Origin of the sequence: Pseudomonas antarctica (genome assembly GCF_900624995.1) — a bacterium.
GTDB lineage: Bacteria > Pseudomonadota > Gammaproteobacteria > Pseudomonadales > Pseudomonadaceae > Aquipseudomonas > Aquipseudomonas antarctica.
On the sequence record NZ_UYXQ01000012.1, the window covers coordinates 39,314 to 62,225 of the forward strand.

Sequence of the window (22,912 nt, forward strand, 5' to 3'; positions counted from 1 at the left end):
CGCCTGCCCCCAATCTTTATTACAGGCTTCCCCCCGAAATGATGGACATCAACGAGATTCGCGAATACCTGCCTCACCGTTACCCGTTCCTGCTGGTGGACCGTGTAGTGGACCTCAACGTCGAGGAAAAGCGCATTCGTGCCTACAAGAATGTCAGCATCAACGAACCATTCTTTAATGGTCACTTTCCTGCGCATCCAATCATGCCGGGCGTGTTGATCATCGAAGCGATGGCCCAGGCTGCCGGTATCCTTGGTTTTAAAATGCTTGACCTCAAGCCTGCCGATGGCACGCTTTACTATTTCGTGGGCTCCGACAAGCTGCGTTTCCGCAACCCGGTCACACCGGGTGACCAGTTGATCCTGGAAGCCAAGTTCATCAGTTGCAAGCGCCAGATCTGGAAGTTCGAATGCCAGGCCTCGGTAGACGGCAAGCCCGTGTGCTCCGCTGAGATCATCTGCGCGGAACGCAAACTATGAGTTTGATTGACCCTCGCGCAATCATCGATCCGTCGGCCGTTCTGGCCGCCGACGTTGAGGTCGGCCCTTGGTCGATCGTCGGCGCAGGTGTTGAAATCGGCGAGGGGACTGTCATCGGGCCGCACGTGATCCTTAAAGGTCCGACCCGTATTGGCAAGCACAATCGAATCTACCAGTTTTCCTCGGTAGGCGAAGATACCCCGGACATGAAGTACAAGGGTGAAGAAACGCGCTTGGTAATCGGTGACCACAACATCATCCGAGAAGGCGTGACCATTCACCGCGGCACCGTACAGGATCGTGCCGAGACCACCTTGGGTGATCACAACCTGATCATGGCTTATGCGCATATTGGTCATGACAGCGTGATCGGCAATCATTGCATCCTGGTCAACAACACCGCGCTCGCGGGTCATGTGCATGTTGGCGACTGGGCGATTCTGTCCGGTTTCACCCTCGTGCACCAGTATTGCCATATTGGCGCTCACAGCTTCTCCGGCATGGGCACTGCGATCGGCAAGGATGTTCCGGCGTTCGTCACCGTATTCGGTAACCCTGCGCAAGCGCGCAGCATGAACTTCGAAGGCATGCGCCGTCGCGGTTTCAGCGAAGACGCGATTCACGCCCTGCGCCGCGCGTATAAGGTGGTCTATCGCCAAGGGCTGACGGTTGATCAGGCTCTGACCGAACTGGCCGAGCCGGCAGTGTTGTTCCCGGAAGTCGCGGCCTTCCGTGACTCGATCCAGGCCTCGACTCGCGGCATCACTCGCTGATCATGGCTAATCTGCGTATCGCGCTGGTGGCCGGAGAAGCTTCCGGCGACATTCTGGGGGCAGGCCTGATGCGGGCGCTCAAGGCCCAGCATCCTGCAGTGGAGTTTATCGGTGTGGGTGGCCCGCTCATGCAGGCCGAAGGCCTGGTTTCCTACTTTCCCATGGAGCGCTTGTCGGTCATGGGCTTGGTCGAAGTGCTGGGCCGTCTGCGTGAGTTGCTGGCTCGCCGCAAGCTGCTGATTCAGACCCTTATCGAAGAAAATCCCGACGTTTTTATCGGAATCGATGCGCCGGACTTCACCCTTAATATCGAGCTCAAGTTGCGTCAGGCCGGGATCAAGACCGTGCACTATGTCAGCCCATCGGTATGGGCGTGGCGTCAGAAGCGTGTGCTGAAGATTCGTGAAGGCTGCGACTTGATGCTGACGTTGCTGCCGTTCGAGGCCAGGTTTTACGAAGACAAAGGCGTGCCGGTCCGATTTGTCGGCCACACCCTGGCCGACACCGTTCCCTTGCAGGCCGACCGCGCCGCCGCCCGTGCTGAGCTAGGCCTGGCCGACGGTGCTCTCGTCGCGCTGATGCCGGGCAGTCGTGGTGGTGAAGTGGGTCGTCTGGGCGCGCTGTTTTTTGATGCCGCCGAGCGCTTGCAGGCTTTGAAGCCCGGCATACGTTTCGTGTTGCCGTGTGCCAGCCCGCAACGCCGTGCACAAATTGAAGCGCTGCTTGAAGGGCGCAACCTGCCGGTGACCTTGCTGGACGGTCAATCGCACCTGGCCTTGGCAGCGTGTGATGCGGTACTGATCGCATCGGGCACCGCCACGCTGGAGGCCTTGCTCTACAAGCGTCCAATGGTCGTGGCTTATCGCCTGGCGCCGCTGACCTTCTGGATTCTCAAGCGCATGGTCAAGAGCCCTTACATCTCCTTGCCTAACCTGCTGGCCCAACGCCTGCTGGTACCGGAGTTGTTGCAGGACGATGCAACGCCCGAAGCCTTGGCACAAACTCTACTACCCTTGATCGACGGCGGCGAAGAGCAGACCCGTGGTTTTGACGACATCCACCGCACCCTGCGGCGTGATGCATCGAACCAGGCGGCTGATGCCGTACTGACCTTGATCGGGCAAAAACAGGACGCTTTATGACCACGCAAATGGGCCTGGATTTCAGTCTGGTCGCACACGCCGACGCACTGGTCGCCGGTGTTGATGAAGTGGGGCGTGGCCCGTTGTGTGGCGCGGTGGTGACGGCGGCGGTGATCCTCGACCCAAATCGCCCGATCCTCGGTCTCAATGACTCGAAAAAACTCACCGAAGCGCGCCGTGAAAAGCTCTACGACGAGATCTGCGAAAAAGCGTTGAGCTGGCACATCGCCCGGGCCGAAGTCGAAGAGATCGATGAGCTGAACATCCTTCACGCCACCATGTTGGCCATGCAGCGCGCAGTGGAGGGCCTGCACATCACGCCAAAAATGGCGATGATCGACGGCAACCGTTGCCCGAAACTGGCAATGCCCTCAGAGGCGGTGGTCAAGGGTGATAGCAAGGTTCCGGCCATTGCCGCAGCCTCAATCCTGGCCAAGGTCAGCCGTGACCGTGAAATGGCTGCGTTTGAATTGATCTACCCCGGCTACGGCATTGGCGGCCATAAAGGCTACCCGACGCCCGTTCATCTGGAAGCCTTGGCTCGCCTCGGCCCCACGCCAATCCACCGCCGCTCGTTCGCGCCGGTGCGTCAGGCTTACGAGCGGCGTGAAAGCCTCAGCGAGGTTTAGTCGCGAGGCTGATGTTTTACTCAAGGCCCGGTACAATCCGGGCCTTGTTGTCTCCACGTATTAGACAGGATCACTATGCCGGCTTCATTCGTTCACCTGCGCCTGCACACTGAATACTCTCTGGTCGACGGCCTGGTAAGGATCAAACCGCTGGTCAAAACCCTGGTGGGCATGAACATGCCTGCGGTAGCGGTGACCGATCAGAACAACATGTGTTCCCTGGTCAAGTTCTACAAGAATGCCATGGGTGCCGGCATCAAGCCGATCTGCGGCGCCGACCTGTGGCTGTCGAACAAAGACCCGGATAACCCCCTGAGCCGCATCAGCCTGCTGGCGATGAACGGCGTGGGTTATCGCAACCTCACCGAACTGATTTCCCGGGGGTTTATCGACGGCCAGCGCAATGGCTCGATCATCATCGAGCGCGAGTGGGTGGCTGAAGCGAGCGAGGGTCTGATCATGCTCTCGGCGGCCAAAGAAGGTGAGATCGGTATCGCGCTGCTCGGCGGCAACCCGCAGGAAGCCGAGGTGCTAGCACGCGAGTGGATGCAGGTTTTTCCCAACCGCTTCTACCTGGAAGTCCAGCGTACCAACCGCCCCAATGATGAAGAGCACCTGCACGCCGCCGTGGCCCTGGCTGACAAGCTGGGCGCGCCGCTGGTCGCGACCAATGATGTGCGTTTTATCAAGAAAGAAGATTTCGAGGCCCACGAAACCCGCGTGTGCATCGGTGAGGGCCGGGCTCTGGATGACCCGCGCCGTTCGAAGAACTACAGCGAAGAGCAGTACCTCAAAAGCGCCGACGAGATGGCCGAGCTGTTCAGCGACCTGCCTGAAGCCCTGGAAAACTCCGTCGAAATCGCCAAGCGCTGCAACATCGAAGTGAAGCTGGGCAAGCACTTCCTGCCCAACTTCCCGATTCCCGATGGCATGACCATCGACGAATATTTCCGCAAAGTGTCCTTCGATGGCTTGGAAGAGCGCCTCAGCGTTCTGCTGCCCAAGGACACTACCGAAGACTACGAGGCCAAGCGCCAGGTCTACGTTGATCGGTTGAATTTCGAGCTGGATATCATTATCCAGATGGGGTTCCCCGGTTACTTCCTGATCGTAATGGACTTTATCCAGTGGGCTAAAAGCAACGGCGTGCCGGTTGGCCCGGGCCGGGGGTCGGGTGCTGGTTCGCTGGTTGCCTATGTGCAGAAGATTACCGACCTTGACCCGCTGGAATATGACCTGCTGTTCGAACGGTTCCTGAACCCTGAACGGGTTTCCATGCCCGACTTCGACGTCGACTTCTGCATGGATGGTCGCGACCGCGTGATCGAATACGTGGCCGAAAAATACGGCCGCAACGCGGTAAGCCAGATCATCACCTTCGGCTCCATGGCGGCCAAGGCTGTAATCCGTGACGTGGCGCGGGTGCAGGGCAAGTCCTATGGCTTGGCGGATCGTCTGTCGAAGATGATCCCGTTCGAAGTCGGCATGACCCTGGAAAAAGCCTACGAGCAGGAAGAAATTCTGCGCGACTTCATCAAGATCGATGAAGAAGCCGCCGAAATCTGGGACATGGCGCGCAAGCTGGAAGGCGTGGTGCGTAACGTCGGTAAACACGCCGGTGGTGTAGTGATCGCACCGACCAAGCTCACCGACTTCTCGCCGATCTATTGCGATGAAGAGGGCGGTGGCCTGGTCACCCAGTTCGACAAGGATGACGTGGAAGCTGCCGGTCTGGTGAAGTTCGACTTCCTCGGCCTGCGGACCCTGACGATCATCGACTGGGCCCTCAAGACCATCAACCGTGAGCGCGCCAAGGTCGACGAAGAGCCGCTGGATATCGCGTTTATCCCGCTGGACGACAAACCGACCTACCAACTGCTGCAAAAAGCCGAAACCACGGCGGTGTTCCAGCTTGAGTCGCGCGGCATGAAGGAGCTGATCAAAAAGCTCAAGCCCGACTGCCTGGAAGACTTGATCGCACTGGTGGCACTGTTTCGTCCCGGCCCGCTGCAATCGGGCATGGTGGATGACTTCATCAACCGTAAGCACGGTCGCGCCGAGCTGGCGTACCCGCACTCCGACTACCAGTATGAAGGCCTCAAGCCAGTGCTGGCGCCGACCTACGGCATCATCCTGTATCAGGAACAGGTGATGCAGATCGCCCAGGTGATGGCCGGTTACACCCTTGGGGGCGCGGACATGCTGCGTCGCGCCATGGGTAAGAAAAAGCCCGAGGAAATGGCCAAGCAGCGCGGCGGTTTCATTGAAGGTTGCGCCACCAACAATATCGACGCGGACCTGGCCGGTAACATCTTCGACCTGGTAGAAAAATTCGCCGGTTATGGCTTCAACAAATCTCACTCCGCCGCTTACGGCCTGGTGTCGTACCAGACCGCCTGGCTGAAAGCCCACTACCCGGCGCCGTTCATGGCCGCGGTACTCTCGGCGGATATGCACAACACCGACAAGGTCGTGACCTTGATCGAGGAAGTGCGCACCATGAAGTTGCGCCTCGACGCGCCGGACGTGAACGCCTCGGAGTTCAAGTTCACGGTGAACGACGAAGGCCGCATCATCTATGGCCTCGGCGCAATCAAGGGCGTTGGTGAAGGCCCGGTAGAAGCGATCACCGAAGCGCGCCAGCATGGGCCGTTCAAGGATATGTTCGACTTCTGCGCGCGGGTGGACCTCAAGCGCATCAACAAACGCACCCTTGATGGCTTGATCCGTAGTGGCGCACTCGACCGTCTTGGGCCGTATTTCCATGATGAGCCGAAGGCTTATCAGGCGAATATCGACCGCAACCGTGCGGTGTTGCTGAGCGCCATGGAAGAAGCGATCAAGGCTGCCGAGCAGACCGCCCGCACCCACGACAGTGGTCATGCCGACTTGTTTGGCGGGCTGTTCGTCGAAGAAGACGCGGACGTGTACGCCAACCACCGCAAGGCCAAGGAGCTGACTCTCAAGGAGCGCCTCAAAGGTGAGAAAGACACCTTGGGCCTGTACCTGACGGGTCACCCGATTGACGAATACGAGGGTGAAATCCGCCGTTTCGCTCGTCAGCGCATTATCGACCTGAAACCGGCACGCGACACCCAAACCGTCGCCGGCATGATCATCGCCCTGCGGGTGATGAAAAATAAGAAGGGCGACAAGATGGGCTTTATCACCCTCGACGACCGCTCGGGCCGGATCGAAGCGTCGCTGTTTGCCGACGCCTTCCATTCCGCGCAGTCGTTGCTGCAGACTGATGCGATGGTGGTGGTGGAAGGGGAGGTCAGCAACGACGACTTCTCCGGTGGCCTGCGCCTGCGGATCAAGCGGGTGATGAGCATGGAAGACGCACGCACCAACCTCGCAGAAAGCCTGCGTTTGAAGGTCAAGACTGAAGCCCTCAAGGGCGATCAGCTACGCTGGTTGGGTGATCTGCTCAAGCGCCACCGTGGCGCGTGCCCGGTGACCATGGAGTACACCGGCAACGACGCCAAGGCAATGCTGCAGTTTGGTGAGACGTGGCGAATTGATCCCGCTGATGGCTTGATTCAAGCTTTGCGTGACCAGTTCGGGCGAGACAACGTCTTCCTCCAATACCGTTGACGGTCAGATATGTCTGATCTCGACTGAACATTTAATCTCGACCTAAACGCGCCTCTCCCTTAAGGTAGGGCGCGAATAGACAACCGGCTGGCCAGGCACTCCTTGGCCGTCGACCCAAGACGGACGCTTATGAACCCGAATTTTCTTGATTTCGAACAGCCGATCGCTGACCTGCAAGCCAAGATTGAAGAATTGCGCCTGGTCGGCAATGACAATTCGCTGAATATCGGCGATGAGATCGCTCGCCTGCAAGACAAGAGCAGCACGCTCACCGAAGACATCTTCGGCAAGCTGACCAGCTGGCAGATCGCGCGTCTGGCTCGCCACCCGCGCCGTCCGTACACGCTGGACTACATTCAGCACATCTTCACCGAGTTTGACGAACTGCACGGCGACCGCCATTTCTCCGACGACGCAGCCATCGTGGGCGGTATCGCTCGCCTGGACGACCAGCCGGTGATGGTGATTGGTCACCAGAAGGGCCGTGAAGTACGCGAGAAAGTCCGCCGCAACTTCGGCATGCCGCGCCCTGAAGGCTACCGTAAGGCGTGCCGCCTGATGGAGATGGCCGAGCGCTTCAAGATGCCGATCCTGACCTTCATCGACACCCCGGGTGCGTACCCTGGTATTGACGCTGAAGAGCGCAACCAGAGCGAAGCCATCGCCTGGAACCTGCGGGTGATGGCGCGCCTGAAAACCCCTATCATCGCCACTGTAATTGGTGAAGGTGGTTCTGGCGGTGCACTGGCCATTGGCGTCTGCGACCAACTGAACATGCTGCAATATTCGACCTACGCGGTGATCTCGCCGGAAGGTTGCGCCTCGATCCTGTGGAAAACCGCCGAAAAAGCGCCGGATGCTGCTGAAGCCATGGGCATCACGGCTGATCGCCTCAAGGGCTTGGGTATCGTTGATAAAGTCATCGCCGAGCCATTGGGTGGCGCCCACCGCGACCCGGCCGCCGCGGCCGCGACGATCCGCGCTGAGCTGGGCTCGCAACTGGCGATGCTCAAGAAGTTCGATAACGAGGCGCTGCTGGCCCGTCGTTACGAGCGCCTGATGAGCTACGGTCTCTAAAGTCGACGCTACGATCGTTCCCACGCTCTGCGTGGGAACGCCGGCTGGGGCGCTCCGCGTCCCGAGGGCGGTGCAAGGCTTGAGTCCTGCGCATAGGTGACGCGGAGCGTCACGCGATGCATTCCCACGCAGAGCGTGGGAACGATCATGCTCGGGGTGCTTCGATGACATCGGTCCTATCTGCCAAACTTCTGCAAGCCCTGGCTCCCTGGCGCAACGCCCCGGCCTGGCATGTCGCATTCTCGGGTGGTCTGGACTCCACCGTTCTGCTGCACCTCCTGGCCACCCTGGCAAACACCGACACCCTTCCACCGCTCAGCGCAATCCATGTCCACCATGGCCTGCAAGCTGCCGCCGACGCCTGGCCCGGTCATTGCCAGGCGGTATGCGACAGCCTTGGCATGCCTTTGCGGGTGATGCGCGTGCAAGTGCAATCGGGCGCCAGCCTTGAGCGTGCGGCGCGTGACGCGCGTTATCAGGCGTTTACCGAAGTCATCGGGGCAGGGGAGGTGTTGTTCACCGGGCAGCATCGCGACGATCAGGCTGAAACCTTGTTGTTTCGCCTGCTGCGTGGGGCCGGCGTGCGCGGGTTGGCGGCAATGCCCGCACATCGCCCTTTGGCGGGTGGCCACTTGGTGCGGCCGCTGCTGAAAGCCTCGCGTGCTGAATTGGAAGCCTACGCCCGTGAGCATCAGTTGGCCTGGATCGAAGATCCCTCCAATGCTGATCCACGCTTCTCGCGTAATTACCTGCGTCACCGTGTTTTCCCCGTGCTGACGCAGCGTTGGCCCCAAGCAGTTTCCAGCCTGGCTCGCACTGCTGAGCATCTGAGCGAAGCCCAAGGCCTGCTCGACGAGTTGGCGCGCATGGACCTGCAAACCGCCGATCAACCTTCGCCGTTTCCCTGGCTGGCTTTGCCGTCGCTGGTGCTTGCGCCATTGCGCGAACTTTCCGACGCCCGTCAACGCAACGTCCTGCGCCACTGGCTGACACCGCTGACCCGTTTACCCGACAGCGACCACTGGGCCGGCTGGTATTCCCTGCGTGACGCCAAGGGCGACGCACAGCCGCTGTGGCGCCTGGCCGACGGTCAGTTGCATCGTTGCGGCGAACGCCTTTGGTGGTTGCCCACCACTTGGTCGGAATTTTCCGACGCATCGGTGAGCTGGCCCTGCCCGCAAAACCCACTAGAGTTACCCGGCAATGGCCAGCTGAAATTTATCGGCAAGGCCCCCGAGGGCCCGTTGGCGGTCCGTTACCGCCAGGGCGGCGAAATCATTGAAGTGCCAGGTCGGGGCCGGCGTGACTTGAAGCGTCTGCTTAACGAATGTGGGTTGCCAGGCTTCGTGCGTGGCAGATTGCCGCTGCTCTATCAGGGTGAGCAATTGCTGGCTGTCCCAACCCTTGCAGGGCTATGGGCCATGTCGCCGGGCGACTGGCAATTACATTGGATGCCACAGACGTGCGATCAAGGTTTGAGCTGATAGAGCCTTTCCGGTAGACTACGCTCCCTTCTTGATACAACTTCTGTGGATTCGACTGAATCGCAGCAGTTGCCGATTACCAAGCAGTCTTTGCTGGGCGATTCCAAAAAATGTGTAGCGATCAACGTACCGGTGTTTCATTGCTGGTCTGTCACAACGCGGCGGTTTTTTTGAAAGGTGCACTGTGATTAATGCAGGTGATCGGGGGCTTCGGCCTTCCTTCGCTTTCCCCGGCGGCTCGGACCGCTTTAACGCAGACTTCTAGGGTTTTTCATGACGCGCTACATATTCGTCACGGGCGGTGTTGTTTCTTCATTGGGGAAAGGCATTGCCTCCGCTTCATTGGCGGCCATCCTGGAGGCGCGGGGACTTAAGGTCACCATGCTCAAGCTGGACCCGTACATCAACGTTGACCCGGGCACCATGAGCCCGTTCCAGCACGGTGAAGTGTTCGTCACACACGACGGCGCCGAAACTGACCTGGACCTGGGCCACTACGAGCGGTTCATCCGCACGACCATGACCCAGAACAACAACTTCACCACTGGCCGTGTCTACGAGCACGTGCTGCGCAAAGAGCGCCGTGGTGACTACCTGGGTGCAACCATCCAGGTGATCCCGCACATCACCGACGAAATCAAGCGCCGCATCATCAAGGGTGCAGGCGATGCCGACGTGGCGATGGTCGAGATCGGTGGCACCGTGGGTGACATCGAATCCCAACCGTTCCTCGAAGCCATCCGCCAGTTGCGTTTCGAAGTCGGTGCCAAGCGCGCGATGCTGATGCACCTGACACTGGTGCCGTACATCGCCACCGCTGGCGAAACCAAAACCAAGCCTACCCAGCACTCGGTCAAGGAACTGCGTTCCATCGGCCTGCAGCCGGACGTCCTGGTGTGCCGCTCCGATCACCCGATCGACATTTCCTCACGTCGCAAGATTGCGCAGTTCACCAACGTTGAAGAGCGTGCGGTGATTGCCCTGGAAGATGCCGACACCATCTACAAAATCCCGGGCATCCTGCACTCGCAAGGCCTGGATGATTTTGTGGTCGAGCGTTTCGGCCTGCAGTGCAACGGCGCGGACCTGTCCGAGTGGGAAGCCGTGGTCGACGCCAAGCTCAACCCTGAGCATGAAGTCACCATCGCCATGGTCGGCAAGTACATGGAACTGCTGGATGCGTATAAGTCGCTGATCGAAGCGATGAGCCACGCCGGTATCAGCAACCGCACCAAGGTCAACCTGCGCTATATCGACTCCGAAGACATCGAAAACCAGGGTACCGCGCTGCTCGAAGGTGTTGACGCGATCCTCGTACCCGGCGGTTTCGGCCTGCGTGGTGTGGAAGGCAAGATCACCGCCGTGCAGTACGCCCGTGAAAACAAAGTGCCGTACCTGGGTATCTGCCTGGGCATGCAAGTGGCCGTTATCGAGTTCGCCCGTAACGTACTGGGCTGGAAAGACGCCAACTCCACTGAGTTCGATCACACCAGCGGCCATCCGGTCGTGGGCCTGATCACCGAGTGGGAAGACGCTACTGGCGCCGTTGAAACCCGTACCGAAAGCTCCGACCTGGGCGGCACCATGCGCCTTGGCGCGCAAGACTGCCTGCTGGAGCCGGGCTCGCTGGTTCACGATTGCTACGGCAAGGACGTGATCGTCGAACGTCACCGTCACCGTTACGAAGTGAACAACAACCTGCTGCCGCAAATCAAAGAAGCCGGCCTGAAAGTCTCTGGTCGATCCGGTGATGGCAAGCTGGTTGAAGTGGTCGAGGCGCCGGATCATCCGTGGTTCGTGGCGTGCCAGTTCCACCCTGAGTTCACCTCGACGCCGCGCGACGGTCACCCGTTGTTCAGCGGTTTCGTTAAAGCTGCACTGACGCAACATCAGAAGAAGGCGTAAACCTGATGGCCCAGAAGATCATTCGCGTAGGCGACATCGAGATTGCCAACGACAAGCCCATGGTGCTGTTCGGCGGCATGAACGTGCTGGAAAGCCGCGACATGGCGATGCAGGTCTGTGAAGAGTACGTGAAGGTTACCCAGAAACTCGGTATCCCTTACGTGTTCAAGGCCAGCTTCGACAAGGCCAACCGTTCGTCCGTGACCTCCTATCGCGGCCCGGGCCTTGAAGAAGGCATGCGGATCTTCCAGGACATCAAGCAAGCTTTCGGCGTGCCGATCATCACCGACGTCCACGAGCCTGAACAGGCCGCCGTGGTCGCCGAGGTGTGTGACATCATCCAGTTGCCGGCCTTCCTGTCGCGCCAGACCGACCTCGTGGTCGCCATGGCCAAGACCGGCGCTGTGATCAATATCAAGAAAGCCCAGTTCCTCGCGCCCCAGGAAATGAAACACATCCTGAACAAATGCGTGGAAGCGGGTAATGACCAGTTGATCCTCTGCGAGCGTGGTTCGAGCTTCGGCTACAACAACCTCGTGGTGGACATGCTTGGTTTTGGCATCATGAAACAGTTCGAATACCCGGTGTTTTTCGACGTGACCCACGCGCTGCAAATGCCCGGTGGTCGTGCCGATTCCGCCGGCGGGCGGCGTGCCCAGGTGTTGGACCTGGCCAAGGCGGGCATCAGCCAGTCGCTGGCGGGCCTGTTCCTGGAAGCTCACCCGGACCCGGACAATGCCAAATGCGACGGCCCATGCGCCCTGCGCCTGGACAAGCTGGAGCCGTTTTTGGCCCAGCTCAAGCAGTTGGACGAACTGGTCAAGAGTTTTCCGACAGTAGAGACCGCGTAAGCGCCATTTCTCCGGTAGACTTTCCCCGCTTTACGCTCAGGCCTGCGGGCCTGAGCCTTGTCGCCTGCAAGCCTGCCCCGTTGTTCCACCCTTGCGGTCGGTCAAAAGATTTCCTTCAGCTGCGTCGTTTTCGTCAACTTTGGAGTGTTTACAACAATGGCAAAAATCGTCGACATCAAAGGTCGTGAAGTTCTCGACTCCCGTGGCAACCCCACCGTCGAAGCCGACGTGCTTCTCGATAACGGCATCATCGGCAGCGCCTGCGCGCCGTCCGGTGCTTCTACCGGTTCGCGCGAAGCGCTGGAACTGCGTGATGGCGACAAGAGCCGTTACCTGGGCAAAGGTGTACTCAAGGCTGTAGCCAACATCAACGGCCCGATCCGTGACCTGTTGCTGGGCAAGGACCCGCTGGACCAGAAAGCTCTGGACCATGCGATGATCAAGCTCGACGGCACCGAAAACAAAGGCAGCCTGGGCGCCAACGCCATCCTCGCCGTGTCCCTGGCTGCTGCCAAGGCTGCCGCACAGGATCAGGACCTGCCGCTGTACGCACACATTGCCAACCTGAACGGCACCCCGGGTGTTTACTCGATGCCGGTGCCGATGATGAACATCATCAACGGTGGCGAGCACGCTGATAACAACGTCGACATCCAGGAATTCATGGTGCAGCCGGTTGGCGCCAAGACCTTCTCAGAAGGCCTGCGCATGGGTACCGAGATTTTCCATCATCTCAAAGCGGTGTTGAAGGCCCGTGGCCTGAGCACTGCAGTGGGCGACGAAGGTGGTTTTGCACCGAACCTGGCGTCCAACGAAGATGCACTGAAAGTGATCTCCGAAGCCGTGACCAATGCCGGCTACACGCTGGGCACCGACGTGACCCTGGCCTTGGACTGCGCCGCGAGTGAGTTCTACGAGGACGGTAAATATAACCTGTCCGGCGAAGGCCATGTGTTCACCTCCGAAGGTTTTGCCGACTACCTCAAGGGCCTGAGTGAGCGCTACCCGATCATCTCGATCGAAGACGGCCTGGACGAGTCCGACTGGGCGGGCTGGAAAGTCCTTACCGACAAGATCGGCGAGAAAATCCAACTGGTGGGCGACGACTTGTTCGTGACCAATACCAAGATCCTGAAAGAAGGCATCGACAAGAAGATCGCCAACTCGATCCTGATCAAATTCAACCAGATCGGCACCCTGACCGAGACCCTGGAAGCCATCCAGATGGCCAAGGCCGCGGGCTACACCGCCGTGATCTCGCACCGCTCCGGCGAAACCGAAGATTCGACCATTGCCGACCTGGCCGTGGGCACTTCGGCTGGGCAGATCAAGACCGGTTCCCTGTGCCGTTCCGACCGCGTTTCCAAGTACAACCAATTGCTGCGTATCGAAGAGCAACTGGCAGGTAAAGCCAAGTACAACGGTCGCAGCGAGTTTCGCGGCTGATCGCTCCTTGGTGGTAAAGCATGGTAAAAAGTCAGCGGATTACGTCGGAAAAAACACGACAGCGTGAATTTCGACGCTAATCTCATGACTAACAAGCACAAGCCTGGTTCATCCAGGCTTCGTGCTATCAGTTGCTTCAAAAGTTTTATATGGCTGTCTTTTTTTACTGGATACCCGGATTTCGATGCGCAGTCCCAATTGGTTGTTCCTCGTCTTGCTCTTATTGCTGGCTGGCCTGCAGTACCGCCTATGGGTCGGTAATGGCAGCTTCGCGCAGGTGAAAGAACTGACCCAGCAAATTGCCGATCAGCACGCCGAAAACGAAATCCTGCTGGAGCGCAATCGCGTCCTTGATGCCGAAGTGCTTGAGCTGAAAAAAGGTACCGAGACCGTTGAAGAGCGGGCTCGTCATGAGTTGGGCATGGTCAAGGAGGGCGAAACCCTCTACCAGTTGGCCCAATGAACCTTTCGTTACCGGCCTTCTGGGCCGTGATTCCTGCCGCGGGCGTCGGTGCCCGTATGGCCGCGGACCGTCCCAAACAATATTTGCAACTGGGCGGGCGCACTATTCTTGAACACAGCCTCGACTGTTTTCTCGACCATCCAAGCCTCAAGGGGCTGGTGGTCAGTCTTGCTGTAGATGATCCCTATTGGCCAAGCCTGTCGTGTGCCAACGACTCTCGCATTGTGCGTGCGGACGGCGGCGACGAACGCTCGGGTTCAGTGCTCAATGCGTTGCTGCAGCTCAATGCGCTTGGCGCCAGTGATGACGACTGGGTGCTGGTGCACGACGCTGCGCGCCCTAACTTGAGCCGTGATGACCTCGACAAGTTGTTGGCGGAACTCGCCGATGATCCGGTCGGCGGCTTGCTCGCTGTGCCGGCGCGCGACACCCTCAAGCGTATCGACAAGCGCGGCCGTGTGGTGGAAACCGTCGATCGCAGCCTCATCTGGCAGGCGTATACACCGCAGATGTTCCGCCTGGGTGCCTTGCATCGCGCCCTGGCCGACAGCCTGGTGGCAGACGCAGTGATCACCGACGAAGCCTCGGCCATGGAATGGTCGGGCCAGGCGCCGCGCCTGATCGAAGGGCGTGCGGACAATATCAAGGTTACCCGCCCGGAAGATCTGGAATGGCTCCGGCTGCGGTGGGTGAACCGCAGGTAGCCAGTTAAACCGTGTCCACTCCTTCGCGAGCAAGCCCGCTCCTGCATTTGGAATGCATTCCAACCTGTGGGATCGGGCTTGCTCGCGAAGAGGTCAGTGCAGGCACTGAATAACTACCCGCCATACTCCGGCCGCTCAGCCAGGCCAGTCTTCAAGTAATCCACCAGCTTGCGAACCTTCGGCGACAAATGCCGTTGCTGCGGATACAGCGCCCACACCGCGGTGTTCGGCGGCTGATGCGCTTCAAGTAACGACACCAGTGCGCCACTGTGCAGATGCGCCAGCACGTAATAGTCCGGCAATTGGCATAACCCTACGCCTTGCAGGGCGGCATCCAGTACCGCTTGCCCGCTGTTGCAGCGCCAGTTGCCTTGCACCCGTTGGGAAAATTCCCGCCCATCCTGCGCCAGTTGCCAAATGTCCGAGCTGCCAATCAGGCAGTTATGCCGACTTAATTCCGACAAACTATGTGGCCGACCGTAACGAGCCAAGTAGGACGGCGACGCGCACAGGTACATGCGTCGTGGGGCCAGGCGGCTGGCGACCATGCGCGAATCTTGCAGGCGACCCAGGCGGATCGCCAAGTCGAGGCCTTCATGCACCAAGTCCAACTGGCGATTGCTCAATTCAATATCCACGCGTAATTGCGGGTAGAGGCCCATGAACCGTGTGACCAGCGGCACGATGAAGCGCTCGCCGTACGCCACCGCGCAGGTCATGCGCAGCATGCCCTTGGGTTCGCTGGTGAGGTCACCCACTGCGCGCAAGGCTTCTTCGCGACCGTCCTGTAAACGCTGGCAGTGTTGCAGGAAAGTCTGGCCGGCCTCGGTCAGGGTCACCTTGCGGGTGCTGCGATACAGCAAGCGCGTCTGTAGTCGCTCCTCCAGGCGTGCAACCTGGCGGCTAATGTGCGAAGACGACACGCCCAGGCGCTCAGCTGCCGCTGTGAATTGGCTGCATTCGGCCACCGCAACAAACTCATCGATGCCTTCCCAGCGGTTCTCCAGCATGTCGATTATCCCTGTACAGCAATAAAGTTTTGCTTTCGCCCGGATTATTAATCACTGGGCCATGTTTTACACTCACCGCCTCAGTTTTTAATTGCCTGGAGAATCCCGGATGATCAAGTCTCGCGCCGCCGTAGCCTTTGAAGCGAAAAAGCCCCTTGAGATCGTTGAAGTGGATGTCGCCATGCCCAAGGCTGGCGAGGTGCTGTTGCGCGTAGTCGCATCCGGTGTGTGCCATACCGACGCCTACACTTTGTCGGGTGCTGACCCGGAAGGCATCTTCCCGTCGATCCTCGGCCATGAAGGCGGCGCGGTGGTTGAAGCGATCGGCGAGGGCGTGACCTCGGTGGCCGTCGGCGACCACGTGATCCCGCTGTACACCCCGGAATGCGGCAAGTGCAAATTCTGCCTGTCGGGCAAGACCAACCTGTGCCAGGCCATTCGTTCCACCCAGGGCAAAGGCCTGATGCCCGATGGCACCACGCGTTTCTCCTACAAAGGCCAGCCGATTTTCCACTACATGGGTACGTCGACGTTCTCCGAGTACACCGTGCTGCCGGAAATCTCCGTGGCCAAAATCCCTAAAGAAGCGCCACTGGAAAAAGTCTGCCTGCTGGGTTGCGGCGTCACCACCGGCATCGGTGCGGTGATTAACACGGCCAAGGTTAAGCCGGGCGACACCGTGGCGATCTTTGGCCTCGGCGGCATTGGCCTGTCGGCCGTGATCGGCGCGGTGAAAGCCAAGGCGGGTCGCATCATTGCCATCGACATCAACCCGGCAAAGTTTGAAATCGCCAAGCAACTGGGCGCCACCGATTGCCTCAATCCGAAAGACTACGATCGCCCAATCCAGGACGTAATCGTCGACCTGACCGACGGCGGCGTGGACTTTTCCTTCGAGTGCATCGGCAATGTGCAACTGATGCGCGCGGCCCTCGAGTGCTGCCATAAAGGTTGGGGCGAATCGGTGATCATCGGCGTTGCCGGTGCCGGCCAGGAAATCGCCACTCGTCCATTCCAATTGGTGACCGGGCGCGTCTGGCGCGGTTCGGCGTTCGGCGGCGTGCGCGGTCGTACCGAATTGCCAAGCTACGTGGAAATGGCCCAGACCGGCGAGATCCCGCTGGACACCTTCATCACCCACACCATGGGCCTGGAAGACATCAACAAAGCGTTTGACCTGATGCATGAAGGCAAGAGCATTCGTACCGTCATCCATTTCTGAGGTCGGCCATGAGTCTGGAAAACCTGTCCTGCCAGAAGAGCTTCGGCGGCTGGCATAAACGCTACAAGCATCATTCCGATGTGCTCGGTTGTGACATGACCTTTGCCGTTTACCTGCCGCCCCAAGCGGAGCAGGGCGGCAAGTTGCCGGTGGTGTATTGGCTGTCCGGGTTGACCTGCACCGACGAGAACTTCATGCAAAAAGCCGGCGCCCAGCGCATGGCCGCTGAGCTTGGGCTTATCATCGTCGCACCGGACACCAGCCCGCGTGGGCCGGGTGTGCCGGGCGACCCGGACAACGCCTGGGATTTCGGCCTCGGCGCGGGCTTTTATCTGAATGCCACCCAGGAACCTTGGGTCAAGCACTATCGGATGCATGACTACGTGGTGCAGGAATTGCCGGCGTTGGTTGAAGCGCATTTCCCGGCTTCAGATAAACGCGGCATCAGCGGCCACTCCATGGGCGGCCATGGGGCGTTGGTGTGTGCCTTGCGCAACCCTGGGCGTTACCTATCGGTGTCGGCGTTTTCGCCGATCAACAACCCGATGGATTGCCCGTGGGGTCAGAAAGCCTTCTCCCGTTACCTGGGCGAAGAGCGCTCTAAATGGCGTGAGTGGGATGCCTGCGTGCTGATCAGCGAAGCCTCGGAAAAACTGCCATTGCTGGTGGACCAAGGCGATCGCGACGATTTCCTCGCCGTGCAGCTCAAGCCCGAGGCCCTGATGCAGGCAGCCAAGGCGGTCAACCACCCGCTCCAATTGCGCCTGCAGCCTGGCTATGACCACAGCTACTTCTTTATCGCCAGCTTCATCGAAGATCATTTGCGACATCATGGTCGTGCTTTGCTCGGTTAATGTGAGGCAAAAGTAGGTAGAATCACGCCCTGAATTAAATCGGGGCGTTTTTTTATGCGTATTGGCCACGGCTATGATGTGCACCGTTTCGCTGAAGGCGATTTCATCACCTTGGGCGGCGTGCGCATTGCACACCACCATGGGTTGCTGGCTCATTCTGACGGCGACGTTGTGTTGCATGCCTTGAGCGATGCCTTGCTCGGCGCGGCGGCGTTGGGCGATATCGGCAAACACTTTCCGGACACCGACCCAACCTTCAAGGGCGCGGACAGCCGCGTGCTGTTGCGCCACGTGGTCGGCCTGATCCACGCCAAAGGCTGGAAGGTCGGCAACGTCGACAACACCATTGTCGCCCAGGCCCCGAAAATGGCCCCGCATATCGAATCAATGCGCGCATTGATTGCCGCGGACCTGCAAATTGAATTGGATCAAGTCAACGTGAAAGCCACCACCACCGAAAAGCTCGGGTTTACCGGGCGGGAAGAAGGCATCGCGGTGCACTCCGTTGCCTTGTTGCTGCGCGCATGAATGACTTGGAATTGCTGGGCCCACGGGCCTATGGCGAGGCCTTGGGCAGCGCGGTCCTGAAGGCGACGGCTGAAGATTTCCAAGTAGACGAAGTGCTGGATATCCCGCTGACCGGCGACGGTGAGCACCTGTGGCTGTGGGTTGAAAAGCGTGGTCTGAATACTGAAGAGGCTGCGCGGCGCATCGCCAAGGCGGCCGGCGTGCCGTTGCGCACCGTCAGTTATGCCGGGCTCAAGGACCGCCAGGCGTTGACCCGCCAGTGGTTCAGCGTGCAATTGCCGGGCAAGGTCGACCCGGACATGAGCGGTGCGCAAAACGACACCCTCAAGATCCTTAAAATGACCCGCCACAAGCGCAAGCTGCAGCGCGGTGCGCATGCGGCCAACGGTTTTACCTTGCGCCTGACCCAGTTGGCCGGTGATACCGTCGCCATCGACGCGCGTTTGCAACTGATTGCCCAGCACGGCATCCCCAACTACTTCGGCGCCCAGCGCTTTGGCCACAACGGCGGCAATGTGGTGGACGCGCGTCAATGGGCGGCGCGCAAGGCTTTGCCGGAGCAGCGCAATGTGCGTTCGCGGTTGCTGTCGACCGCACGTAGCTTCTTGTTCAACAAAGTGTTGGCGGCACGTGTCGCGGATGGCTCCTGGCAGCGCGCCCAGATTGGCGACCTGCTGGCGTTTACCGACAGCCGCAGTTTTTTCCCGGCCGGGGAGGCTGAATGCAGCGACCCACGCCTGGCGATTCTGGACCTGCACCCCACCGGGCCACAGTGGGGCGAAGGCGATTCGCCGGCCAGCGGTGCAACGCATGAGCTGGAGCAAGCGGTCGCCGCTAGTGAAGCCGACCTGCGTGATTGGCTGGTGAATGCCGGCATGAGCCAGGAGCGGCGCATTCTGCGACTGCCCATTGGCGGGTTGACGTGGCATTATCCCGGTCCTGACATTCTGCAATTGGAATTCGTCCTGCCGGCCGGATGCTTCGCCACTGTCTTGGTGCGCGAGCTTGTTGATCTGGTGCCGGTGGGGCAGACGGACAGCCCATGCGTATTCTGATATCAAACGATGACGGTGCCACCGCACCTGGCCTTGCCGCGCTTTATGCTGCGCTGCAAGATTATGCCGAGTGTGTGGTGGTTGCCCCGGACCAGGACAAGAGTGGCGCCAGCAGTTCGCTGACGCTCGACCGTCCGTTGCACCCGCAGGTTCTGGCCAATGGCTTTATCAGCGTGAATGGCACCCCTACCGACTGCGTGCACTTGGCAATCAACAGCTTGTTGGATCAGGAGCCGGACTTGGTGGTGTCGGGCATTAACCTCGGCGCCAACCTGGGCGATGACGTGTTGTATTCCGGCACCGTGGCGGCGGCCCTTGAAGGGCGCTTTCTGGGCCGAACCTCGTTCGCCTTTTCCTTTGCCTCGCGGCAATTGGATAACCTGGCGACGGCGGCGTATTTCGCGCGCAAGCTGGTGGAGGCCCACAGTTCCCTGGACTTGCCACCGCGTACGGTGCTCAACGTTAATATCCCCAACTTGCCCCTCGACCATATTCGCGGTATCCAGTTAACGCGCCTGGGCCATCGCGCCCGAGCTGCCGCGCCATTGAAGGTGGTTGATCCGCGTGGCAAAGAGGGTTATTGGATTGCGGCAGCCGGCGACGCCGAGGACGGTGGCCCGGGCACGGACTTTCATGCGGTGATGCAAGGTTATGTTTCGATTACTCCGTTGCAGCTTGATCGCACCTTCAGTGATGCCTTCAATAGTCTCGATGGCTGGCTCGAGGGGCTGCGTTGATGGCGCGTGAACAAGACGATCTGCTGCGCCGTGGCATCGGGATGACCTCTCAGCGTACTCGCGAGCGTTTGATCCAGCGTCTGTACGAAGAAGGGCTGTCAAACGCCCAAGTGCTGGAAGTGATCCGGCGCACACCACGCCACCTGTTTGTGGACGAAGCGCTGGCCCATCGCGCCTATGAAGACACCGCGTTGCCGATCGGCCACAACCAGACCATCTCGCAACCTTATATGGTTGCGCGCATGAGTGAGCTGTTGCTGGCAGCGGGGCCGTTGGACAAGGTGCTGGAAATCGGCACCGGTTCGGGTTACCAGACCGCCGTGCTGTCGCAATTGGTGGAGCGGGTGTTTTCGGTGGAGCGCATCAAGGTCCTGCAGGACCGTGCCAAGGAGCGCCTGGTGGAGTTGAACCTGCGCAACGTGGTGTTCCGCTGGGGCGATGGTTGGGAAGGTTGGCCAGCCCTGGCGCCATATAACGGCATCATTGTCACCGCCGTTGCCACCGATGTGCCGCAGGCGTTGCTCGATCAACTGGCGCCCGGCGGGCGGCTGGTCATCCCGGTGGGTTCCGGCGAAGTGCAACAATTGATGCTCATTATCCGAGAAGACGAAGGCTTTTCCCGGCATGTGTTGGGCGCTGTGCGCTTCGTACCCTTGCTCAATGGCCCGCTGGCCTGATCATTTATTCGCAAACAGTGAATTCTGTGGGTGGGGATGTGTCTTACAGCGGAGCTTATTGAGTCAACATGAATGGAGCCCGACTTTAAACATGATGCGTTTTTCGTTTCAGTCGTGTGCCGGTAAAAACTCAATGCCCAGTTATACTGGCGTCATATTTCAAGCCTGATACAGGCGTTCATGTTCAGCCACCACAAAGGGAGCGGCGGGTGAGTCTCACAGGTCTTGCGCAGCGTATGAGTAAAACAAGTTTTCAGCGACTGGTGCTTGGCCTTGTCTTGAGTTCCTTATTGGCTGCTTGTTCGAGCACGCCTTCCGGGGGCGCGCGGGTAGTTGACCGTAATAATGCAGTGCCGAAAAAACCGACGGTCACCACCGGGCAGTATGTAGTGCGAAAGGGGGACACGATGTTCTCGATCGCCTTCCGCTACGGCTGGGATTACAAGGCACTCGCAGCGCGTAACAACATTCCTGTGCCCTATACGATCCATCCGGGGCAGACCATTCGTTTCGATGGGCGCAGTGGTTCGGCGCCTACGGCAGTTGTGACAAAGTCCGGATCTTCGCCCTCGTCGTCGAGCAAAACCACGATCATCACCCGGCCCGCAGGCACCACCGCGACTGCGGTTTCGAGCAAGCCGGCACCCGCGCCATTACCGCCTGCAGGCCCTGCGCCGACCGGTTGGGGGTGGCCTTCCAACGGGGTATTAATTGGAAAATTCTCTTCAAACGGTAGTTTGAATAAAGGCATTGATATCGCCGGGGATTTGGGACAGCCTGTTTTAGCTGCATCTGATGGGACAGTGGTGTACGCCGGGAGTGGTTTGCGGGGCTACGGCGAGCTGGTCATCATCAAACACAGCGATACCTACGTCAGTGCTTACGGTCACAACCGTAGGCTGTTGGTTCGGGAGGGGCAGCAGGTCAAGGTTGGACAGACAATTGCCGAAATGGGGTCAACTGGTACGGACCGGGTGAAACTGCACTTTGAGATTCGCCGCCAAGGGAAGCCTGTAGATCCACTGCAATTCCTACCCCGCCGTTGATGTGTTGCACAGCCTGTTCCCTCACGTAGAAGGAACAGGCTCCAGCGCTGCCAAGGATAAAGGCGTCGCTTGAGCTTGAGGTCGAACTCACCAAAGGACTATAACAATGGCTCTCAGTAAAGAAGCGCCGGAGTTTGACATCGACGATGAGGTTCTCCTTGAAATGGAGAACCTCACCGAAAAGGAATCGATGTCGAATGATGAAGGGTCTGTACCTTCAGTTCGTACCAAATCCAAGAACTCCACTGCGTTAAAGCAACACAAGTACATTGACTACACGCGGGCGCTCGACGCAACGCAGCTGTACCTCAATGAAATTGGCTTCTCCCCTCTGCTCACTCCCGAAGAAGAAGTTCATTTTGCGCGCTTGTCGCAAAAGGGTGACCCGGCTGGGCGCAAGCGCATGATTGAAAGCAACCTGCGGCTGGTGGTGAAAATCGCTCGACGCTATGTCAATCGTGGCCTGTCGCTGTTGGACCTGATCGAGGAGGGCAACCTGGGCTTGATCCGGGCGGTGGAGAAGTTCGACCCTGAGCGGGGCTTCCGCTTTTCGACCTACGCCACCTGGTGGATTCGCCAGACCATCGAACGGGCGATCATGAATCAGACCCGTACGATTCGGTTGCCGATCCATGTGGTCAAAGAGCTCAACGTCTACCTGCGGGCGGCGCGTGAGCTGACACAAAAACTCGATCATGAACCTTCGCCTGAAGAAATCGCCAACCTGCTGGAGAAGCCGGTAGGCGAGGTCAAGCGCATGCTCGGCTTGAACGAGCGCGTGTCTTCGGTCGATGTCTCGCTGGGTCCGGATTCGGATAAAACCCTGCTGGACACCCTGACGGATGATCGTCCGACAGATCCTTGTGAGCTGTTGCAGGACGATGATCTTTCGCAAAGTATTGACCAGTGGCTGTCGGAGCTCACGGACAAGCAGCGTGAAGTGGTGATTCGCCGCTTCGGCCTGCGTGGCCATGAGAGCAGCACCCTGGAGGATGTAGGGCTGGAGATCGGTCTTACGCGTGAGCGAGTCCGGCAGATCCAGGTAGAGGGCCTTAAGCGCTTGCGTGAGATCCTCGAGAAGAACGGCTTGTCGAGTGAGTCGTTGTTTCAGTAACGACGCCGTTTGAATGTGGGAGGGGGCTTGCGCCCGATGGCAGTGTGGCAGTCAGCAGATGTATTGACTGGCCCACCGCCATCGGGCGCAAGTCTTCTCCCACATTTTTTTGTGCCTGA

The 22,912-nt window shown here is 59.3% G+C and carries 21 protein-coding genes; 20 read left to right on the forward strand and 1 reads right to left on the reverse strand.

The window, feature by feature from the left end:
* Nucleotides 1-38: 38 nt before the first annotated feature.
* From fabZ to ispD, 12 genes are all read left to right on the forward strand, one after another.
* Nucleotides 39-479 carry a 3-hydroxyacyl-ACP dehydratase FabZ gene (gene fabZ, locus E0F99_RS10635; RefSeq protein WP_003172281.1) on the forward strand — a complete coding sequence of 147 codons (441 nt, stop codon included), beginning with the start codon at nt 39-41 and terminating at the stop codon, nt 477-479.
* Nucleotides 476-1,252, forward strand: coding sequence for an acyl-ACP--UDP-N-acetylglucosamine O-acyltransferase (gene lpxA / locus E0F99_RS10640; protein ID WP_083359806.1), 777 nt, complete (start codon nt 476-478; stop codon nt 1,250-1,252). Before fabZ ends, lpxA begins: the two co-directional genes overlap by 4 nt.
* A gap of 2 nt (nt 1,253-1,254) precedes the next feature.
* Nucleotides 1,255-2,394 carry a lipid-A-disaccharide synthase gene (gene lpxB / locus E0F99_RS10645; RefSeq protein WP_083359805.1) on the forward strand — a complete coding sequence of 380 codons (1,140 nt, stop codon included), beginning with the start codon at nt 1,255-1,257 and terminating at the stop codon, nt 2,392-2,394.
* On the forward strand, nt 2,391-3,023 hold the full coding sequence (gene rnhB, locus E0F99_RS10650) for a ribonuclease HII (RefSeq protein ID WP_083359804.1): 633 nt from the start codon (nt 2,391-2,393) through the stop codon (nt 3,021-3,023). Before lpxB ends, rnhB begins: the two co-directional genes overlap by 4 nt.
* 75 nt (nt 3,024-3,098) lie before the next feature.
* Nucleotides 3,099-6,620 (forward strand): DNA polymerase III subunit alpha, encoded by a 3,522-nt coding sequence (dnaE, locus tag E0F99_RS10655; protein WP_083359803.1) that lies wholly within the window; start codon nt 3,099-3,101, stop codon nt 6,618-6,620.
* Between the two features lie 129 nt (nt 6,621-6,749).
* Nucleotides 6,750-7,697, forward strand: a complete 948-nt coding sequence (locus tag E0F99_RS10660) for an acetyl-CoA carboxylase carboxyltransferase subunit alpha (RefSeq protein WP_064451162.1) — start codon at nt 6,750-6,752, stop codon at nt 7,695-7,697.
* 164 nt (nt 7,698-7,861) lie between these two features.
* Nucleotides 7,862-9,181, forward strand: coding sequence for a tRNA lysidine(34) synthetase TilS (tilS, locus tag E0F99_RS10665; RefSeq protein ID WP_083359802.1), 1,320 nt, complete (start codon nt 7,862-7,864; stop codon nt 9,179-9,181).
* Nucleotides 9,182-9,454: 273 nt separating this feature from the next.
* Nucleotides 9,455-11,086, forward strand: coding sequence for a CTP synthase (locus E0F99_RS10670; protein ID WP_083359801.1), 1,632 nt, complete (start codon nt 9,455-9,457; stop codon nt 11,084-11,086).
* Nucleotides 11,087-11,091: 5 nt separating this feature from the next.
* Nucleotides 11,092-11,937: a 3-deoxy-8-phosphooctulonate synthase gene (gene kdsA / locus E0F99_RS10675; protein ID WP_010563535.1), complete on the forward strand. Its 846-nt coding sequence runs from the start codon at nt 11,092-11,094 to the stop codon at nt 11,935-11,937.
* A gap of 156 nt (nt 11,938-12,093) precedes the next feature.
* The gene (eno, locus tag E0F99_RS10680) at nt 12,094-13,383 is read left to right on the forward strand and encodes a phosphopyruvate hydratase (protein WP_083359800.1); all 1,290 of its coding nucleotides are present in this window, start codon (nt 12,094-12,096) and stop codon (nt 13,381-13,383) included.
* 184 nt (nt 13,384-13,567) lie between these two features.
* Entirely contained in the window at nt 13,568-13,846 is a 279-nt protein-coding gene (ftsB, locus tag E0F99_RS10685; protein ID WP_058412406.1) for a cell division protein FtsB, read from the forward strand.
* Nucleotides 13,843-14,550 carry a 2-C-methyl-D-erythritol 4-phosphate cytidylyltransferase gene (gene ispD / locus E0F99_RS10690; protein WP_083359799.1) on the forward strand — a complete coding sequence of 236 codons (708 nt, stop codon included), beginning with the start codon at nt 13,843-13,845 and terminating at the stop codon, nt 14,548-14,550. Before ftsB ends, ispD begins: the two co-directional genes overlap by 4 nt.
* Nucleotides 14,551-14,663: 113 nt before the next feature.
* Here the strand turns inward: ispD and E0F99_RS10695 are convergent, their stop codons facing one another.
* A complete protein-coding gene (locus E0F99_RS10695; RefSeq protein WP_083359798.1) occupies nt 14,664-15,560 on the reverse strand; it encodes a LysR substrate-binding domain-containing protein in 897 nt (298 codons plus the stop codon).
* A 109-nt stretch (nt 15,561-15,669) separates the two neighbouring features.
* On the opposite strand from E0F99_RS10695, the gene E0F99_RS10700 reads away from it, so the two are divergent.
* The 8 genes from E0F99_RS10700 to rpoS all read left to right on the forward strand — a co-directional run bounded on the left by E0F99_RS10700 (nt 15,670) and on the right by rpoS (nt 22,793).
* The gene (locus E0F99_RS10700; protein WP_083359797.1) at nt 15,670-16,782 is read left to right on the forward strand and encodes an S-(hydroxymethyl)glutathione dehydrogenase/class III alcohol dehydrogenase; all 1,113 of its coding nucleotides are present in this window, start codon (nt 15,670-15,672) and stop codon (nt 16,780-16,782) included.
* Between the two features lie 8 nt (nt 16,783-16,790).
* Entirely contained in the window at nt 16,791-17,636 is an 846-nt protein-coding gene (gene fghA, locus E0F99_RS10705; RefSeq protein ID WP_083359796.1) for an S-formylglutathione hydrolase, read from the forward strand.
* A gap of 54 nt (nt 17,637-17,690) precedes the next feature.
* Nucleotides 17,691-18,164 carry a 2-C-methyl-D-erythritol 2,4-cyclodiphosphate synthase gene (gene ispF, locus E0F99_RS10710; RefSeq protein WP_012722614.1) on the forward strand — a complete coding sequence of 158 codons (474 nt, stop codon included), beginning with the start codon at nt 17,691-17,693 and terminating at the stop codon, nt 18,162-18,164.
* Entirely contained in the window at nt 18,161-19,219 is a 1,059-nt protein-coding gene (gene truD / locus E0F99_RS10715; protein ID WP_083359795.1) for a tRNA pseudouridine(13) synthase TruD, read from the forward strand. Before ispF ends, truD begins: the two co-directional genes overlap by 4 nt.
* Nucleotides 19,207-19,956, forward strand: a complete 750-nt coding sequence (surE, locus tag E0F99_RS10720) for a 5'/3'-nucleotidase SurE (RefSeq protein ID WP_083359794.1) — start codon at nt 19,207-19,209, stop codon at nt 19,954-19,956. The genes truD and surE overlap by 13 nt, the downstream gene beginning before the upstream one ends.
* Nucleotides 19,957-19,997: 41 nt before the next feature.
* Nucleotides 19,998-20,633 carry a protein-L-isoaspartate(D-aspartate) O-methyltransferase gene (locus tag E0F99_RS10725; protein WP_169850588.1) on the forward strand — a complete coding sequence of 212 codons (636 nt, stop codon included), beginning with the start codon at nt 19,998-20,000 and terminating at the stop codon, nt 20,631-20,633.
* A gap of 209 nt (nt 20,634-20,842) precedes the next feature.
* Nucleotides 20,843-21,679 (forward strand): peptidoglycan DD-metalloendopeptidase family protein, encoded by an 837-nt coding sequence (locus tag E0F99_RS10730; RefSeq protein WP_083359793.1) that lies wholly within the window; start codon nt 20,843-20,845, stop codon nt 21,677-21,679.
* A gap of 106 nt (nt 21,680-21,785) precedes the next feature.
* Nucleotides 21,786-22,793, forward strand: a complete 1,008-nt coding sequence (rpoS, locus tag E0F99_RS10735; RefSeq protein ID WP_083359792.1) for an RNA polymerase sigma factor RpoS — start codon at nt 21,786-21,788, stop codon at nt 22,791-22,793.
* Nucleotides 22,794-22,912: the final 119 nt, after the last annotated feature.

What these genes read in the sequence shown, in the direction of transcription:
- fabZ (WP_003172281.1), top strand. Translation starts at nt 39, where the DNA reads ATGATGGACATCAACGAGATTCGCGAATACCTGCCTCACCGTTACCCG.
- lpxA (WP_083359806.1), top strand. Translation starts at nt 476, where the DNA reads ATGAGTTTGATTGACCCTCGCGCAATCATCGATCCGTCGGCCGTTCTG.
- lpxB (WP_083359805.1), top strand. Translation starts at nt 1,255, where the DNA reads ATGGCTAATCTGCGTATCGCGCTGGTGGCCGGAGAAGCTTCCGGCGAC.
- rnhB (WP_083359804.1), top strand. Translation starts at nt 2,391, where the DNA reads ATGACCACGCAAATGGGCCTGGATTTCAGTCTGGTCGCACACGCCGAC.
- dnaE (WP_083359803.1), top strand. Translation starts at nt 3,099, where the DNA reads ATGCCGGCTTCATTCGTTCACCTGCGCCTGCACACTGAATACTCTCTG.
- E0F99_RS10660 (WP_064451162.1), top strand. Translation starts at nt 6,750, where the DNA reads ATGAACCCGAATTTTCTTGATTTCGAACAGCCGATCGCTGACCTGCAA.
- tilS (WP_083359802.1), top strand. Translation starts at nt 7,862, where the DNA reads ATGACATCGGTCCTATCTGCCAAACTTCTGCAAGCCCTGGCTCCCTGG.
- E0F99_RS10670 (WP_083359801.1), top strand. Translation starts at nt 9,455, where the DNA reads ATGACGCGCTACATATTCGTCACGGGCGGTGTTGTTTCTTCATTGGGG.
- kdsA (WP_010563535.1), top strand. Translation starts at nt 11,092, where the DNA reads ATGGCCCAGAAGATCATTCGCGTAGGCGACATCGAGATTGCCAACGAC.
- eno (WP_083359800.1), top strand. Translation starts at nt 12,094, where the DNA reads ATGGCAAAAATCGTCGACATCAAAGGTCGTGAAGTTCTCGACTCCCGT.
- ftsB (WP_058412406.1), top strand. Translation starts at nt 13,568, where the DNA reads ATGCGCAGTCCCAATTGGTTGTTCCTCGTCTTGCTCTTATTGCTGGCT.
- ispD (WP_083359799.1), top strand. Translation starts at nt 13,843, where the DNA reads ATGAACCTTTCGTTACCGGCCTTCTGGGCCGTGATTCCTGCCGCGGGC.
- E0F99_RS10695 (WP_083359798.1), bottom strand. Translation starts at nt 15,560, where the DNA reads ATGCTGGAGAACCGCTGGGAAGGCATCGATGAGTTTGTTGCGGTGGCC.
- E0F99_RS10700 (WP_083359797.1), top strand. Translation starts at nt 15,670, where the DNA reads ATGATCAAGTCTCGCGCCGCCGTAGCCTTTGAAGCGAAAAAGCCCCTT.
- fghA (WP_083359796.1), top strand. Translation starts at nt 16,791, where the DNA reads ATGAGTCTGGAAAACCTGTCCTGCCAGAAGAGCTTCGGCGGCTGGCAT.
- ispF (WP_012722614.1), top strand. Translation starts at nt 17,691, where the DNA reads ATGCGTATTGGCCACGGCTATGATGTGCACCGTTTCGCTGAAGGCGAT.
- truD (WP_083359795.1), top strand. Translation starts at nt 18,161, where the DNA reads ATGAATGACTTGGAATTGCTGGGCCCACGGGCCTATGGCGAGGCCTTG.
- surE (WP_083359794.1), top strand. Translation starts at nt 19,207, where the DNA reads ATGCGTATTCTGATATCAAACGATGACGGTGCCACCGCACCTGGCCTT.
- E0F99_RS10725 (WP_169850588.1), top strand. Translation starts at nt 19,998, where the DNA reads ATGACCTCTCAGCGTACTCGCGAGCGTTTGATCCAGCGTCTGTACGAA.
- rpoS (WP_083359792.1), top strand. Translation starts at nt 21,786, where the DNA reads ATGGCTCTCAGTAAAGAAGCGCCGGAGTTTGACATCGACGATGAGGTT.